Origin of the sequence: Paenibacillus sp. HB172176 (assembly GCF_011947265.1) — a bacterium.
Lineage (GTDB): Bacteria > Bacillota > Bacilli > Paenibacillales > Paenibacillaceae > Pristimantibacillus.
In genome coordinates this window covers 19,300-35,712 of the sequence record NZ_JAATHD010000037.1, presented here as the reverse complement: position 1 = coordinate 35,712, position 16,413 = coordinate 19,300, and the positions used below count along the sequence as shown (strand labels likewise).

At 52.6% G+C, this 16,413-nt stretch carries 9 protein-coding genes; 4 read left to right on the top strand and 5 right to left on the bottom strand.

Going from position 1 to position 16,413, the window contains the following annotated elements; translation table 11 throughout:
• Positions 1-37: 37 nt before the first annotated feature.
• Positions 38-8,335, bottom strand: a complete 8,298-nt coding sequence (locus HFP08_RS27335; protein WP_168123808.1) for a cadherin-like beta sandwich domain-containing protein — start codon at positions 8,333-8,335, stop codon at positions 38-40.
• A 780-nt stretch (positions 8,336-9,115) separates the two neighbouring features.
• On the opposite strand from HFP08_RS27335, the gene HFP08_RS27330 reads away from it, so the two are divergent.
• From HFP08_RS27330 to HFP08_RS27320, 4 genes are all read left to right on the top strand, one after another.
• The gene (locus tag HFP08_RS27330; protein ID WP_240941912.1) at positions 9,116-9,394 is read left to right on the top strand and encodes a hypothetical protein; all 279 of its coding nucleotides are present in this window, start codon (positions 9,116-9,118) and stop codon (positions 9,392-9,394) included.
• 54 nt (positions 9,395-9,448) lie between these two features.
• On the top strand, positions 9,449-10,330 hold the full coding sequence (locus tag HFP08_RS27325) for a winged helix DNA-binding domain-containing protein (RefSeq protein WP_240941911.1): 882 nt from the start codon (positions 9,449-9,451) through the stop codon (positions 10,328-10,330).
• Positions 10,212-10,601: a DNA glycosylase AlkZ-like family protein gene (locus HFP08_RS29415; protein ID WP_346768771.1), complete on the top strand. Its 390-nt coding sequence runs from the start codon at positions 10,212-10,214 to the stop codon at positions 10,599-10,601. Before HFP08_RS27325 ends, HFP08_RS29415 begins: the two co-directional genes overlap by 119 nt.
• 98 nt (positions 10,602-10,699) lie before the next feature.
• Entirely contained in the window at positions 10,700-11,488 is a 789-nt protein-coding gene (locus HFP08_RS27320) for a helix-turn-helix transcriptional regulator (RefSeq protein ID WP_168123807.1), read from the top strand.
• An 8-nt stretch (positions 11,489-11,496) separates the two neighbouring features.
• On the opposite strand, the gene murA is transcribed toward HFP08_RS27320, so the two are convergent.
• The 4 genes from murA to HFP08_RS27300 all read right to left on the bottom strand — a co-directional run bounded on the left by murA (position 11,497) and on the right by HFP08_RS27300 (position 16,354).
• Positions 11,497-12,792 (bottom strand): UDP-N-acetylglucosamine 1-carboxyvinyltransferase, encoded by a 1,296-nt coding sequence (murA, locus tag HFP08_RS27315; protein ID WP_168123806.1) that lies wholly within the window; start codon positions 12,790-12,792, stop codon positions 11,497-11,499.
• Positions 12,779-13,597, bottom strand: a complete 819-nt coding sequence (locus tag HFP08_RS27310; RefSeq protein ID WP_168123805.1) for a DeoR/GlpR family DNA-binding transcription regulator — start codon at positions 13,595-13,597, stop codon at positions 12,779-12,781. Before HFP08_RS27310 ends, murA begins: the two co-directional genes overlap by 14 nt.
• Positions 13,598-13,806: 209 nt before the next feature.
• Positions 13,807-14,841 carry an SGNH/GDSL hydrolase family protein gene (locus HFP08_RS27305; RefSeq protein ID WP_168123804.1) on the bottom strand — a complete coding sequence of 345 codons (1,035 nt, stop codon included), beginning with the start codon at positions 14,839-14,841 and terminating at the stop codon, positions 13,807-13,809.
• A 16-nt stretch (positions 14,842-14,857) separates the two neighbouring features.
• On the bottom strand, positions 14,858-16,354 hold the full coding sequence (locus HFP08_RS27300) for a sulfatase family protein (RefSeq protein ID WP_168123803.1): 1,497 nt from the start codon (positions 16,352-16,354) through the stop codon (positions 14,858-14,860).
• Positions 16,355-16,413 lie beyond the last annotated feature (59 nt).

The window sequence follows — 16,413 nt, the reverse complement described above, 5'->3', positions numbered from 1 at the left end:
TGTCATGCTCCTCATTCGGATTGCGCGAAGACTGCTGCTATTCGATCAATTCCGCTTTCACCAGCAAATTGCGAATGAGCTGAGCCGTCTCCGCTCGCGTGACCGAACGGTTAGGCTTGATGCTGCCATCCTCGTAGCCGTTCGCGATTCCCGATTTCAATGACATCGCGACCGCTGCGTAAGCCCAGCCTGGAATGTCATCGTTGTCCGGAGCGGCGCTTAGCAGCGTTCTCGCATCCTGATCGGACATGACTGCTTCCATATCGGCAAGCCGTGCTGCCCGATTCATTATTACCATCGCTTCCGCTCGAGTAATCCGTTGATTCGGACGGAAGGTCTTATCATCGTATCCCGAAATCAATTCATAATCGGATGCTGCGAGCACCAGCGGTCCGAACCAGTCCGAGGCGGATACATCGCTGTACGAAGATTGACCGGATTGACCCGGCAATCCCAGCGCACGCATAATCATCGCCGTGAATTCGGCCCTTGTAATGCTGCTGTCCGGCTCAAAGCGATCGGCGCTCTTGCCGTTCACGATTAATCGGGATGCCATATCTTCAACCGCCGCCTGAGCCCAGTGTCCCTTGGTATCCGCGAAGCTCTGCTGATGGTAGATAGCGGCGTACAGACTGTTCGTCAGACTGTTCATTCGCGCCCAATATTGTCCGTCTTGTTCATAGACTATCGTCGGCACATGCTCGAAGCTGCCGTCCGGATTCACGCGCACGCCCGTTGTGATTCGCTTGGCCTGCTCTTCGTCATCTACAAGCACGGATCTTTCCACATAGCTTGGCATACGATCGGGGGTGTATGCTTGCCCATTATGCGAGTAGACAATCGTGAAATCGACAGGTTCGGCCAGAAGCTCGATTCCCGCCTCCGCCATTGTTCCCTCATAAACCTGTTTTTGCTCGACCGTCGGCGGAACAATGCGAATGCTCACTTCAATATCCTCAAGCGGAACCGCTGCGCCGAAATGCTCCTGCACGCTGTCGATCTCCATCGCTTCCGCAGAGATTGTGTATGTTGCCCGGCCCATCACAATGTCGAGCGATAATTGCTTGCCTTCCAGCTTCTTCACCATATCGCCGGTCAACATCCCGTTCATCGCCTCTGCGCTGGAAGGAATCGACACGGTAATGCGATCTCCGCTGTTCACCGTTTCAATCATCTTGTCCAATTGCACAGCATCGAACGAAACGTGCATCACTTGACGGCCATACTCGTTCTTCTGGGAGCCCGTTGCGATATTCCCCTGACCGTTTACATTAACGCCATTAACGATTGGAGAAGAAGTCTGAGGATGGACCACTTTAATGGCATAGTTCCTCGTCTGGAACTGATCCGGCGATTCGACTTTGATTCCGACATAGTTGTTGCCCGTCTGTCGAATCGGCACCTGGAACGTTCCGCCACCCTGGAGCGTTTCGCCATTCACCGTTACGTTCGCTTGCTCGTCTTCCGAGAAAGCTTCGATTGTCATCATGCTGCCCGTGTAGGACTCATCCTCCAATGCGTAATTCATGACCCACGGCGAGAATGCGGTTGACAGCTCCGTTTGCTTCACCGTCAGCGATTTCAAATTCGCCGTGAATTCCGGCACCGTCTCTCTGTAGACATTCACGATGTAGGTATTCGTGTTCCCGTTCTCGGCTGTTACCTCGATCTCCAACTGATTGGCTCCATCCTGCAGCTGCACTTGCCGCTCGCTGACAAAGGTCTCGCCATTAAGCGTCATGACCGCTGCTTCATCAGCCGTCGTCGCCGCGACGCTTAATGTGGAAGTCCCTTCGGTTACAGTTGCCGCATACTGCTTGATATCGCTGGCGAATGTCTGATTCCATTCTGCGTCGCCAAGCGATAGCTCCGACAGGTCGGCATTGCCGCTCTTCTCGCGCGTTACCGTCACTTCATACATGCGCGACGCTTCCCCGTTCGGCGATTTCACTTCAATGCTGACAAGGCTATCTCCCGTCGGCAATGCAATCGGAGCGGATGCCTGCCCGTCGGCAACCGGCATCCCATTCACAAGAATCGTCGAGCCTGATGCGAATGCCTCTGCCGTTGCCGTGAGCGAATCCACCTCGTTGCCGACATTCATCGTATAGCTGGTACGCATGCCGTTGAAGCTTGCGTTCAGCTCGCCAGAGCCCAATTGCAGATTATTCAGAATCGCAATTTGGTCGGTGTCGCGGGCAACATGAAGCTCGTATTGCTTCGTGCTGAGATTGGCTGCCGTAACGTTCACCTCAACTGTCGTTCCCTCTTCCGGAATATCGATCATAACCGATCCGTCTTCATCCGGCGACTTCCCGTTAATTTTCACGGAGGAATCCCCATTCACGGCTGTGGCCCATACCCGGATATGTTTCGTGGCCGCGTCCAGCAGCAAGGAATAATCAGTCACGCCTGGATCGAACAGCGTCGACATGTCGCCCATATCCGTTGTCAGCGCCGACAAATCGGCAGGACTCTCCTGGCCGGAGGCTCCCCCGTTGCCCTTCAACACTTCCAACCGGTACGTCGTCGTGTTGCCAACCTCATCCTTTGCCAGCAGCTCGATCGGCAGCACGCCCTCATCTTCCGTTATTGGCAAATAAGCATGGAATTGACCATATTCATTGACCGGAATGAGCCGGTCATTCGCAGTCAGGCGCACGCCCGGTTCCGCCGCGCCGCTGAACAACACCCGATTGCCATCCTCCACATACCCGCTGACAGGCTCCTCCACATAGAGGAACGGCGCGGTCTCGTCGACGAACAGCTTCTGATAATAACGGCTAATATCTCCCGCTTCATTCTCGGCTTCAATCTCGATCGTGTAATCCCGTTCGGTCAAATCCGTCAAGGAGAATTCGGCTCCCATCTCCGGATCGGCCTCTTTCACGCCTTGCGATTCCCCGCCCACGAACAATTCAGCGGATACCGCTTGATCAGCCTGAACCGTCAGCGTCAGCTCATGGGAGGAAGTAACCGTAAGCCGCAGTTGCTCATCGGAGGAATCGTCGGCGTAATACGGCGTATACTCATGCTCGACCTGCGCCGCCCCGCCCGAATCGATCACAACATCCAGCGCGGCGCGGTTCGGTACAGGCAATTCGGCCGTCACGATTTCAGAAGGCTGACTGTACAGCGCTCCTTCCTCATTCTCCTTGATGGCCATGACGGCAAGGCGATGCGTCTGACCTGTCTCCAATCCATACACAATGGCTTCTTGCTCCGCTCCTTCTTGCGGTTCAACATCCAGCGTCGGACCTTCATATTGCAGGTTGCCTTCCTCATCCGCAGTCAGAATGCGGAAATAGGACACATCCTCGGCATGCGTATCCGTAAATCGGAGAGTAATTTCTCCATTGCCAGTCGACACTACTTCCAGTTGCTCGGGACGAGGAAGCATTGTCTTGGCCGTTACGTTAATTGCGCTGTCGGACAAGCGGAACATTGGGCCGGAAGAATCGCCGTCCGCCTTCATGACCAGCCAATATTCACCCGGCATATAGCCTTCAGGCAAGGTAATCTCGGTTATGCCCGCCGCAGGAAGCCCGTCGGCGACAATCTCTCCCACGCGCTCCTCCGCATTAGGTACGATCATCATTGTCACATGCGTGTCCGGCTTCGGATGCGAGACATTCCAAGACAATCGGAAGGTGTTCCCTTCCGCTCCCTCCACCGCTTCCGAGTGGAAAGCTTCAATCGTTTGCGCCGGTGGAGCGGTGTACAGATCAAGCCCGAACCAGGAGTTGGACCGCACCGACCAAACGCCAAGCTTATCTACATCAACGGTTACGTAGAGCGTCTGCTGATCTTCGTTCCAAATTGCGTTGCGGTCGGAGGCATTCTCATCGCTGACAATTTCGTAAGCGGAGCCGTCCGGCTTCTGAATGGCAATGCCATCGTTTTCTCCGGAAATCGCGAATACATAGCGCCCCTGTTCTTGCATGTCGAGCCCCATGCTTCGGCTGGATTCGAACAAATCGCCAAGATCGGACGGCGAGCTCTTGAGAGCGAAGGCGTAGACGGACGGGAATTGTCCCGAACGAACCATCCATAAGCCGTAATGATCGACATCCAGCAGAACGGTCATCGCCTCGCGCTCAGCATCGTACGAAGCATTCCAGCCAGGCAGATTAGGATTCGATTGCAACGGATATTCCGTCCCGTCAGGACGGAATACAGCCGCATCCGCCGATGCATGCTCGATTTCCAAGACAACGCCGCCGGAGAAGCTGCTGTCGAGCTGCAGAACCGATTCATGCTGATCGGACTGGAGCCAATTCAGCGCTTCGCGCATCGTCTTGCCCGGCTGTATCCGATACGTGTTCAGCAGCGCCTCGTCGCCGCCGGCAAGAAGCCATGTGCCCGTTTCGGCTGCATCCACGTAGAGATACAGCTTGCCTGACTGGGAATCGTAATAGCGATTCCATGCCGGTTCGTTTTCGTTCGCTTCCAATACATAAGGACGGCCGTCCGGCTGATAGATTGCCGTATCCGGGCTTGCGTCCGTCAGCTCCAGTAGCAGAAGATCCGGCTTGTCAAGCTTCATCGGAACAAGCTGCGCTTCGTCCGTCGCCAGCCATTGATCGGCAAGCTCCTCGAATGCAACATCCGCTTTGCGGAACAACAGCTTGCCTGCGGTCATCGACACCGTATCCGGCGCTTCCAGCGTCCATATGCCCTTCTCGTTGAACTCGACCTCTGCCAGTACCTTCCCTGCTTCCGCCGAATATACCGCATTCGCCTCCCCTTCGTCGGAGGCTTCGAAGCGAAGCGGATAACGACTTCCGTCCGGCTTCTTCAACACAATGGACGGCAGCGCGCCGGCGCCGCTCAAATCAAGAACCGCGCGATAAGCTTCCTTCACCTCGAAGGAATGACGGATGATTGTTGTATCGCCGCCAGCAGCTGTTACCTGCGGATTCAATGCGACATTCATCGTTGTCGCATATCCCTCCATGTAGCGGCCGCTGCCCTCAGCCGGACGTCCGCTCAGGTTCTGCATTTTCTCGCCGATAATCTGCGAGACCTCGATGCTGTCCGCATCCGTATCCTCATTATTCGATTCATTACTATAAGGCTGAACGGAGCCTCGAATGCCGGAAACTCCTGAATGAAGCCCCGAGGCATACAAGCTTGCGGCAATCGGATCATGAGGAGCTCTGCTGAACGGCCATAAGCTCTTCGCCACGTTAACGACCGTATTCACGGCCTTTTTGGCTACATTCTTAACCGTAGAGAACATATCGACATCGAAGTCTACATCATCCTTGCTGAAAATATACGCCACTCGAAAACCGATGCCGATGACAGAGAAGCCGCCTTTGGCCCGCTCGCTATCCACACCCATCTCCGCGCTGGCCAGCTTCTGTCCGCCGACAAGCGGAATATTCCGCGGAATTTGCAATTTCCCCTTCGCATAGCCTTCAATCCCGAGCGAGCTGAAATATTTGGCCATAATCTCGCCGACCAGAACATCAAGCAGCGACACATTCGCCGTTAACTTGAAGCCGGCCTTCGTATAGCCCTTGTACCCCGTAGGATTGGCTACCACGAACAGATCCAGATTCGCGACATCCACGGAATATAATGCAAGCGTTCCGTTCGCGCCGAAGTGATTCGCCGAAATCTCCGCATCTAGCGGATTGATATTCACCATACGATCGCCGTCCACAATCGGCGTGACGATATCGGACAAACCGCCAAGCGCCCGGAAGGTTAATGGAGCCGTTCTCTGTCCGGCCAGATTTTCGATTCCTGCTCCCAGCCGTGTAACTTGCACGCCTGTGCCCGGAATCGGCATATTCGCATGAATCGCGAAGCTGACGGCGTCTAGCTGCGATTGTTTGATGGCGAGATCCATCTCGAAGCCCAAATTGTACTTGCGCAGTCCGGCGGTCGCGCCGAAGCTGTACCTTTGAATGGCGGTATTAATGCCGACGCGAAGCTCCGAGCTGTCGATCGGTCCTGTTTTGAAATCCGCTCCAATCGTAAAGTCCGCATCGAGGTCCACGCGCGAGCCCTTGAAATCCAGGCCGTTCACGATCGCGGAGCCCCCGACGGACGTCTTGCCCATGTTGAAGCCAACCTCGATGCTGCCCTTCACCCGAATGCCATCCTCCAGGAAGGAGATGGAATGAACGTTGATTGGCGTAGACATGCCGATATAATCGACTGAAAGCAGATTATCCTCGAGCACGAGCTCGAAATCCTCCGGCTTCAACTCGAATTCCCCGTCATGCAACGTATAGGCGGTAAGAACATCGATCGTGCCTTTCCCGTTCACATACAATCTGCCGTTGCCCCGGATAATATCTCTTGGCCCGGTTTTGTCCACCTCAAGCGACGAGCCCTTGAACAGCAAATTGCCGTTCAGCGACACCACTTCATTGGGATCGCTAAGCTTGAAAATGCCAGGCTCGCTCGCATATTCCTTGAACGGTCCGCGAAGCACGATTTTGGACACTTGATCCGCATCCGCGAATTCGTTCTCGGCGGTAATCTCCTCGTAATTTCTCGTTCTGTAGATGGGATCGTCCGTAACGGTCAAAGCATCCTCGAAGCTCCTGTCGTTGAAGAAGGAATGCGTGAGGATCAAATCATACGCGCCCAGCGGCAGCCCTTCCGGCATATCAATGGACAGCAGCGTATCGCTGATGTAATGAATCTGCTCCGCCCCAATCGCCGTCGTATCCGTTCCATCGAACAGGCTGACGCTAAGGCCGTTCATTCGCTTCTTGAGCTTGTTGAAGCCATGACCGACAATCTGCTGCGTAATCTCGTCATCCATATAAATATGAGAAGGCCCCGTACGGTCATAGACTACATCGCCAGGCGACATAGGCTCTTCGACGGCGAATTCCTTCACCTCTCCGTAGGAAGCTCCTTGCGCGTTGACCGCGTATGCCCGCGCTTCGTAAACATGCGGATCATAGTCCGTATTCTCCGACAATCCTGCAAGCGTTACGGCGTGAGGACCGGTAGTGGTAAGAATAGGCGGATCGCCCTTTACCGGAATCCAATTGGCTTCAGGCGTCGTTTTCTCGCGATATTGCACGCCCCAGTCGGTAATCGTCTCTCCGCCAGTGCCGACCACATTCAACCCGATGGAAGCGGTCATGCCCGGATAGGCGGGCGTTATCGCTCCTGTCGTGACTGTAGGAGGCAGTGTGAAAATAATATCCTTATAGACGCCATATTCGGTCGATACGCGGAAGGAAGGATCGCCGCCTTCGCCGCGGAAGTACACTCTCGCCAAACCGTTAGCATCGGTCGTAACGCCGGGAGCGTCAGCCAGATCCTGCGAATTGTCATTCGCGTCCACGAAAACGACATGGCTCTCTTGGCTGATTTCCAAAGCGACATTCGCGCCCGGCTGCCCGCTGAGCGATGACAGCGCGATATCCGTATAGTAGCCGTATACGCTGTTCACGACAGTCGTATAGCTAAGCTTGGCCGGAGCCTCCGCATAGCAGCCGCAGCTCAGATCAATGGGATCATGGCGATTGGTGAAATACCATTGCTTGATATCATGATTCTCGAAGGCGCTGCCAGTCGCGGAAGTAAACCCCGCATACACGTCATTCGAGCCGAGAATACCGCTAAGATTAATCCCCGATTTGACGAGCAGAGGCGAGGACGGTCGAGCAGCACTGTTGTTCACATAGACCTTGACTGTCTGCGCCGCTCCGTCATAGTCGATCCAGGCATAATAAGGCCCGCCCTGCTTAAAGTTATAAGAAGTAGCATAATCAACGCCCGCTGTTTGGCCTTGATGCTTCACGCTGCCGTTGAATTGAATAGCGACATGATGATCATCGGGATCTTCGATGCCAGCATCCTGATTCGCAAACGTATCGAACTCAATGCCGATGCTGTTCCCAATGCCGCCATAACCGATTCCGTTGCCGATGCTGCCTGCATCGTTGGAGTTCGTCTGAAGCGTGAAGACGAAGCCATCCGCTCCCGGTGGATAATTGTCTATGCTGTCGGGATCCGACATTTGAAACTCGAAATAGGTGCTAAACGATTTCTGATCGCTTAACGAGACTCGCTCCTTGTTGAATACGGAGCCAAAGGTGGCTTTAGTTGAAGGCGTCAAACGCAGCGCGCCATTCGCAATTTGAGCTTGCCCGTTGAATTGCAGGCGCGATGCTGCTTGTCCGAAATCATCGTACAGGAAGGTTATGTATTTCGTAGCGGCGGCTTCGGCGACTTGGGTCCCCACCCACCAACCGCCTGCCAGACCTGTTTGAAGCAGCAGCATTAACGATAACAGAATAGCTATCTTGCTTCTGAATCCCCTGCTGCTTCCTGCTCTTGATTGTTTTCCAATCATGCGACTTCCTCCTCGTTTATTGCATTAATCATTAGCGACATTCACTACTTTAAGATTATAGGAGTATGGCATTATCAGGATCTGAACATAAAGTCCTATATAAGGTTTTCGATTCATTGTAAAACCGCATCGCATTGCTATTTTTTCAAGAAGGGATGCCGAGTGACGCCTAACGGACACAATAGAAGCTGTTGTTTAACCGTGGACTGCAAATTAGACCTCAGAATTGTCATATTGGCATCCTTTGAACAGTCTGACCAGCTTTACCGGACATGACAGACCTTATTCGGCTCAAATGCGGGGATTCTTCCATATTGGCGGACATGACAGACCTTATTGTGTGGAATACACCCTTTTTTCCTCGATTTGTCGCAAATAAGAGCGCTGGTGTCCGTTAAGATGACAAATGATGATTTTTGATGGAAATAAGCGCATCTGTGTCCGTCAACATGTCAATCTGCGCTTTTTTATGAGACTGCCCACAATGAATAGACAATCTCGCAATTAACCGTGAAAAAAACCTCTATTGAGGCCTCCGGTGTCCTTGTAAAAGGTAATCTGCGCAAACGCGTGGTACCGCGCTTTTTTTGCAAGCTGCAACGCTGGTAACCAACTTTGCAGAGTGGATAGCCGTCTGGGATCGTGTTGTAACGTTCGTAATCAGCGCTAGACAGAAGACCCTTACCCAATATTCTATAAATTCTGGCTTGGATTGCTGATCTCTTCAACGGCTTCGGCGATCATATCGATTTCATCGATCGAGATGCCTTTCTGACCAATGTGATGATCTACTGGCTGACCAACACTGCCGAATCCTCCTCCAGACTCTATTACGAGAACGGCCATAGCGCGGAGGAATCTTCGCAAGCACCGAACACCGCCGTAACCGGATTAGCCGTATTCGGAGATGATTTCAAATCTATTCGTCCATTCGCGGAAAGAGACAATACGAACATCGTGCATTGGTCCGAGTTCGAGAGCGGCACGCATTTCGCGGCGATGGATCAGCCTCAGCTGCTGGCAGAGGATATTCGCTCCTTCTTCGGTCGATTCAGATAAATAGGATTGAGGCAGCTGGGAGTACCATAATCCATATAGCAGGGGGAATGAAGGATGTCAAAAGAACAACCGATTGTGCTCTGCAACCGGTCCTTGAATCGCGCATTGCTCGCTCGTCAAATGCTGCTGGACCGTGTGCGGCTTCCAGCGCTTGAAGCCATCGAAAGGCTGGCTGGCATGCAGGCCCAATCAACAGATGCCCCTTACTTCGGATTATGGGCGCGGCTCGACCAATTCCAGCCGACGGAGCTGTCCAGGCTGCTCCTCGAGCGCAAAGCCGTTCGCATCGCCATGATGCGCTCAACGCTGCACTTGGTTTCCGCCCAGGATTGCCTCAACATGCGATCCAGCCTGGAGCCTGTTTTTGCCCAGTCGCTCAAGGGCAGCTTTGGCAAGCGCCTCGAAGGGGTCAATCTGTATCAGTTAGAGCAAGCAGCCAGAGACCTCTTGGCGGACGAAGCGCTGAGCCACAACGAGCTCGGCAAGAGGCTTCAAACCAAATGGCCGAAGCAGGCTCCAGAGGCGCTTGCCGCTGCGGCGCGCAACAACGTGCCGCTCGTGCAGCTGCCTCCGCGCGGGCTCTGGAACAGGAGCGGCCAAGCGAGGCATGCTTCAGCCGATGTATGGCTCGGGCAGCCGCTGGCAGAGCCATCCGAAGAGAAGCTCCAGGCACTGCTGCTGCGCTACCTCTCCGCCTTTGGACCGGCATCCGTCAAAGACATGCAGATCTGGTCGGGACTGACTAAGCTGTCCGAGGTTGTGAAATTGCTTTCAGACCAGCTCATCAGCTTTCAGAATGAAAAAGGAGAGCTCCTCTATGATCTGCCGGATGCCCCCCCGTCCTTCGGCGGATACTCCAGCTGGGATTCGCTTCCTTGGCGAATTCGACAATATACTGCTCTCTCATGCCAATCGGAACCGCATTCTTCGCGATGAGGATCGCAAGCAGGTGTTCACCCGCAATGGCCTGGTTCGTCCAACCATCCTTCTAGACGGATTTGTCCGCGGCACTTGGCAGCTGCAACAGAAGAGCAAGACGGCAACCTTAACGATAGCTGCCTTCCAGCTCTGCAGTGACTCCGAGCGACAAGCTATTGCTGAGGAAGGCATGAAGCTTCTGCGCTTCGCCGCGCCAGACGCCGATGCTTACCATCTTATTGTGAATAGCATTGCAACTGAGCCTTGCAGGAAAAAAAGCACAACCTGATGGATGAACAGAAAGAAGGAAAACGAGGAGTGGAAATGGAATAGTAGCAGGAAGTTAAATCTTTGTTTGGAGTTGAATTCCGGAAAGGGGAACATGCTGTGAAGCTCGATCGTCTGCTAGCCATTACAATGGCCTTGCTGAATCAAACACGCGTCAGTGCGACCGATTTGGCTAATCGCTTCGAGGTGTCGCTTCGCACGATTTATCGGGACATGGAATCTATTAATCAGGCCGGAATCCCAATCGTATCTTACCCGGGGGCGGATGGCGGTTATGACATTATGTCCGGTTACCGTATTGATAAGCAGTTGCTCAGTCTAGATGACTTCACCTCTATCATTACTGCGCTTCGCGGCATTCAGTCTGCAACCGAAAGTCCGGATATCGAGAGTTTGCTGGAGAGATTCGGAGCGCTGCGCCCGCCCAATCCTTCGCAAGCTGTTCACGATCACGGCTCGGTGGATTTGGATTTCAAGCTTACACCCAATGACCGGGAGAAATTCACTGTCCTGCAGAATGCCATCAAATCGCTTCGCTTGGTTCGGTTTCACTATCTTGACGGTCAGGGTAATGATTCGGAGAGAAAGGTCGAGCAGCAATTCATGAGCCGAGCCGACTTCAGCAAGATTCAAGCCAAGCTGACATTCGATGCGCAAGTGCGAACGAGAGTTCACGATGAATTCGGTTATGATCCCGTCATCAGCAATAAGGACGGCACCTTATCGGTAACCGCCCATTTCTCTTCCATGGAGAAGGCTCTGCAGAAAATTCTCAGCTATGGCCGCCACGTACAGGTGCAGGACCCTCCTGCGGTTGTCGCCGAGCTGCTCCGTGAAATAGCCGCAATGGCTGGACGCTATTCTAAAGAGAATTCTGAAGCGCAGTAAACACGCTTCTATTGCGCATCGCCAAGCGCGACCTCTTCCTCCCGTTGCAAGGAATCATGCAGCTCGATATTCGCTCCGATCGCCTGGAAGGCTTCCGCCACATCCTCGTAGCCTCGTTCAATATGCTGCACGCCCGTAATCGTCGTGCGTCCTTCCGCGGCGAGCGCCGCCAGAATGAGGCAGATGCCTGCGCGAATATCCGAGGCGTGAACCGTTGAGCTCTTGAGCGGTGACTTCCCCTTAATATAAGCCACGCCCGAACGCACGCGGATGTCCGCGCCCATTCTGACAAGCTGCGGAATATGGTTGAAGCGATTCGGATAAATCCGCTCGCTGACGATGCTTCTTCCATTTGCCTGCGTGAGCAATGCCGTTAGCGGCTGCTGAAGATCGGTAGCGAAGCGAGGATACATCCCTGTGCGAATGCGCGTAGCTTTCAAAATACCATTGGAATGAGCGGTCACGGAATAGTCATCCTCTTCGATCTCCATCCCGATCTCTCTCAGCTTCGCCGTGCAAGAAGTAATATGCTCCGGAATCATGTCTTGCACCGTTACGCTTCCACCGGAAATGCCCGCCGCCATCAAGAATGCGCCTGCAATCAGACGGTCCGGAATGACCGTATGCGCGCAGCCCTTCAGATGGGAAACGCCCGTAATGCGAATCGTATCCGTGCCCGCTCCGCTAATCTTGGCTCCCATCAGATTGAGCAGCATCGCCGTGTCGGTCACCTCGGGATCCCGTGCGGCATTCAGCAATACCGTATTGCCCTCAGCGCGCGAGGCGGCGAGCATCGCGTTCATCGTCGCGCCGGATGTAATCGTATCGAAGAAGATCGTCGCCCCCTTCAACTTCGAAGCCTCCACGACATAATAATCCTCATAATACGTGAATGTCGCGCCCATCATCTGCAGTGCCTTGACATGCTGGTCCATCGGCCGCGCGACGAAGTCGTCCCCTCCGGGATAACCGAGAGACACCTTGCCGAATTTGGCCAGCAGAGCCCCGATAAAGTAATACGCCGTCCTGAAGGAGGAAGACTTCTTCGGATCGAGATCCGTACGATCGATTTGTGAAGGATCGACGCGCACCGTGCCGTTCTCATCACGGGTCATTCGGCAGCCCATTTCCTCGCCAAGCTGACAAATGACGCGGAAATCGGCAATATTCGGCACCCCATGCAGCGTAACCCCCTCATCGGACAAGCATGCTGCCGCTATCAAGGCCAGCGAGCTGTTCTTCGAGCCCGGAATTTTCACGCTTCCCTGCAATTGCCCTGTATGTTCAATACTATACCATTTCATGTTCGACTCTCCCCTTCACAGCCTTCTCATCTGCCAATTGGACAGGGACGGAGTTTCTCTCCAGCTCCGCAAGCACGGACGCCGGAGCAACTTGATCGGTAATGATCAAATCGATGGATTCGAGAGGGACAGACAGCACGAACATGCGAAGCCCCAGCTTCTCATGAGGCGCAAGCGCAACCGTTCTTCTAGATGCCTGCGCGACCGCACGATTGAAGGACGCATTGTCCGGCGTCGACATGCTGATTCCGCAAGAGGCGATGCCCCCTCCCGTCAAGAAACCGATATCTATCGTAAATTTGCTTATCATTTCAATAGCGAGCGTATCGTTGAAATTGCCGCCCGCAGATTCTCTTCTTATTTTGCCGCCAATCAGGTAGGAATCGATATTGTCGCGCAGCCGGAGCTCCTCCGCGATCTTCATTGAATTCGTAATGACGGTGAACGGAATATCCTCCGGCAGATAGCTCAGCATGCCATATTGAATGCCCGCTCCTCCGATGAACACCGTGTCATGCTTGCGAATCATCGAAGCCGCCTGCTTGGAAATCGCGTTCTGATGCGGCTCGCCTTTCCCATACCGAATTTCCTCGGATTGCGGCAAGGTACGGACCTTGGGTTGCTTCCTGTTCGAAACGGCTCCCCCATACGTTTTCTGCAGCAGACCTTGATTCTCCATAATGGTCAGATCCCGTCTGACGGAATCAATCGATAAATCGAACATCTCCGACAAATCCTTGGCAACCACGCTGCCTTCCCTTCGAATGATATCCGCTATAAGCTGACGGCGCTCTTCCGCTAACATCTATAAGCTTCCTCCGACTATTTTCTATGTATAATGCTCACAATCGTATCTATGTTATTCGGTTTCCTTCCTGTTTGTCAATCAAAATTCATGTTTCTTCATGTTTTCTCATTTTACAGCAAGAAAACAGGGTATAACCATCAAAACAAAAATGCCATCCTCTTCGCCCCAAGGCGAAAAAGATGGCATAATAACAAGCACCTAATCTCCTATTGCTTAATTTTGGTTCTCACACCAACTGATTGCAGGATGCGGCTCTCGAAACGCTCGCCCATGAGGCGATAACCTTCCGAATTCGGATGCAGATTATCCGGCAATAGATATGCATCCTCTTCGCCGAACCAATCCTTACCGCTCCGATAATACAAATGTTGATCACCACGTCTCTGAAGCATTTCCACCACTTCAGCAATTTCCTCTCTCATTCGAATAATGTTGAAGCCAACGAGGTTTTCCTTCCATTCACGCTCGACAGCATAGATTGGGGAACAAACGATAATCGGTGTTTCTGCGTGCTTCTCTCGGATAATTCGCAAGAATCCTATAATCGCTGCTTTAAAGGTACGAGGGCCGAGCGAATTTGCGCCATATATATTAATTCCAAGACATAGCGTTATAAGCTCAGCGGGAAGTTCGCGAATCATAAGGGCAACCATAGGTTCAAGGTGGCAATTGCCGCCATAGCCAAGCGAGGTTACATTGAAATCTGCTCTGTGGGCAGCAATAGACGGCCAAGTTTTTGTCGGACTGTCTGCGTCCGAACATAAGGTAATAGAACTGCCATAAGCAATCCATTTGGGACGATGATCAGGCACAAGTTCAGCTGTTGCCTCGTCATCAATCTCCAGATGAGAAATGATCATTGCCGCTCTCTGCGGCAGCCAAAGTTCGATGAGCTTATCCCCTGACAGAAGATTGCTCCAGCTTACTGCTTTGCCACCCTTTGCAATGGAACCCGTCCCAATCCATTGACCATTCGACATACAATCGATTTTCACATCACTCTGTACCGCGCTGCAGTGAAGCACGATAGACGTTGTATTCGTCTGGAAACGAATCCTTGCCGCTCCGCAGAATTCTCCATGATTGCCTATTCCATTAGGCGGGAATAAATCGAAATCCTGATAGGGAAGACGCCATGGTTTCCAGCCATCTCCTCGTTTCTCGACAGATACTGCGCCTTCGAACCATTCCTCTGACAATTGTAATCTCTTCACACTCAAACGCCCTTTCTTTTTCTCCATGCTGCTGGATAAGAGGTTATGAATCTATTTTGATCTGGCGAACATCCAGTTGATGAGGGACAACATCCGCAGTTTCCATATAATGATCCAACAATCTTTCTTTCAACCTGCACAGCACAGAAGCCATTTCCGGATCATCGATTCGATTGTTCCGTTCATGCGGGTCCGTCTGAAGATCATACAGCTCATCCAACTCATCATATCTCTTAACATACTTATATCTTTCGGTTCGGCACATAATCGCTTTTGTATGCGCTGCGCTATCCTGGCTCTGCATTTTTGACCTCGGCCAGTATAATCCCTCAGTTGACGGATGTTCAACATCAGGGCTCATTTCCCTGCAATGTCTTTCTCCCTTCAATCGACCGCCTTCGCAGAATACGGCATCCCGATGAACATCTGTTTCTCCCGCTATCATGGGCAACAAGGATCGTCCGAAATGCGTATGGGCGGGTTCTATTCCGACCAGTGCCTCCACGGTAGCGGGGAAATCAATCAGTTCCACTAGTCCGTCCCGGATTCCCGGCTTGATCGGAACATTTGATGGAGGTTTTATAATGAATGGAACCCTCGTCAGACATTCTTCGAATGTATTCTGAGTCTTCTCCACAAGCCCGTAATCTCCCGTAAAATCTCCATGGTCGCTGAACATGAATATCGCCGTATTGTCATACATCCCTGCTTCTTTCAAAGCTTCTACAATCATGCCGAATTGATGATCGATTCGGGCGCACATGCCCAAGTAAACCGCGCGCAGTTCTCTCCAGCGATCTTCCGTCCAATGCTGCAAGCCTTGACGCTCATAGATCCCCCGCAGCATGCTCGGAATGCTTTCCCAATTCTCCGGAGCGGGAATGCGTTCAGGAATGGCCTCTCTGTCAATCATGCTGTACCAAGGATCCTCCACGCCGTAAGGCGGGTGAGGATAGGTAAGCGGCAAGTAAATACAGAAGTTCTCTTGAGGAGCATTCTCTGCAAAAGATTCTATGAAAGATACGGCTCCGTCCACATTCGCCCAATCCGAATCGTAGTATACCTCATCCCCGCCAGTATCCAATTTCCCAGCGTAGAAGGAATAATAATTGTCTTCTTCCTTTGGCCCCCTCCAGCTTTGATCCGTATGCAATCCCGGCTGGATCTTCCGGCTCGGCTTATACATGACATCACAATAGGGCTTATAAGAATTTTGTCCAGGAATCAGATCATTCTTGCCGCCCCACCAGACAAAATACCCCTCCTTCTTCAAGGTTTTTAATAGCACAGGCTCATCCTCTTGCATCATGTGCAGCATCGTGCGATGTCCTCTCACATGCGGATACCATCCGCTCATGAAGCTGCAACGGCTGGGGGTGCAAACCGGATTTTGACAATAAGCGCGGCTGAAAGATACCGCATCTGTTTGAATAATGCTGTCAAAGTTAGGGGTGACAGCTGCTGGATTTCCCAAATGGCGAACAAAATCAGAGCGATATTGATCCGGATTGAATATAACAATATTAGGTCTCTTCTCCATTCCTGTTCTTCCTCCCTGGAACTAATCCCTCGAAATCGTCGAAATCAAATATCGCGAGG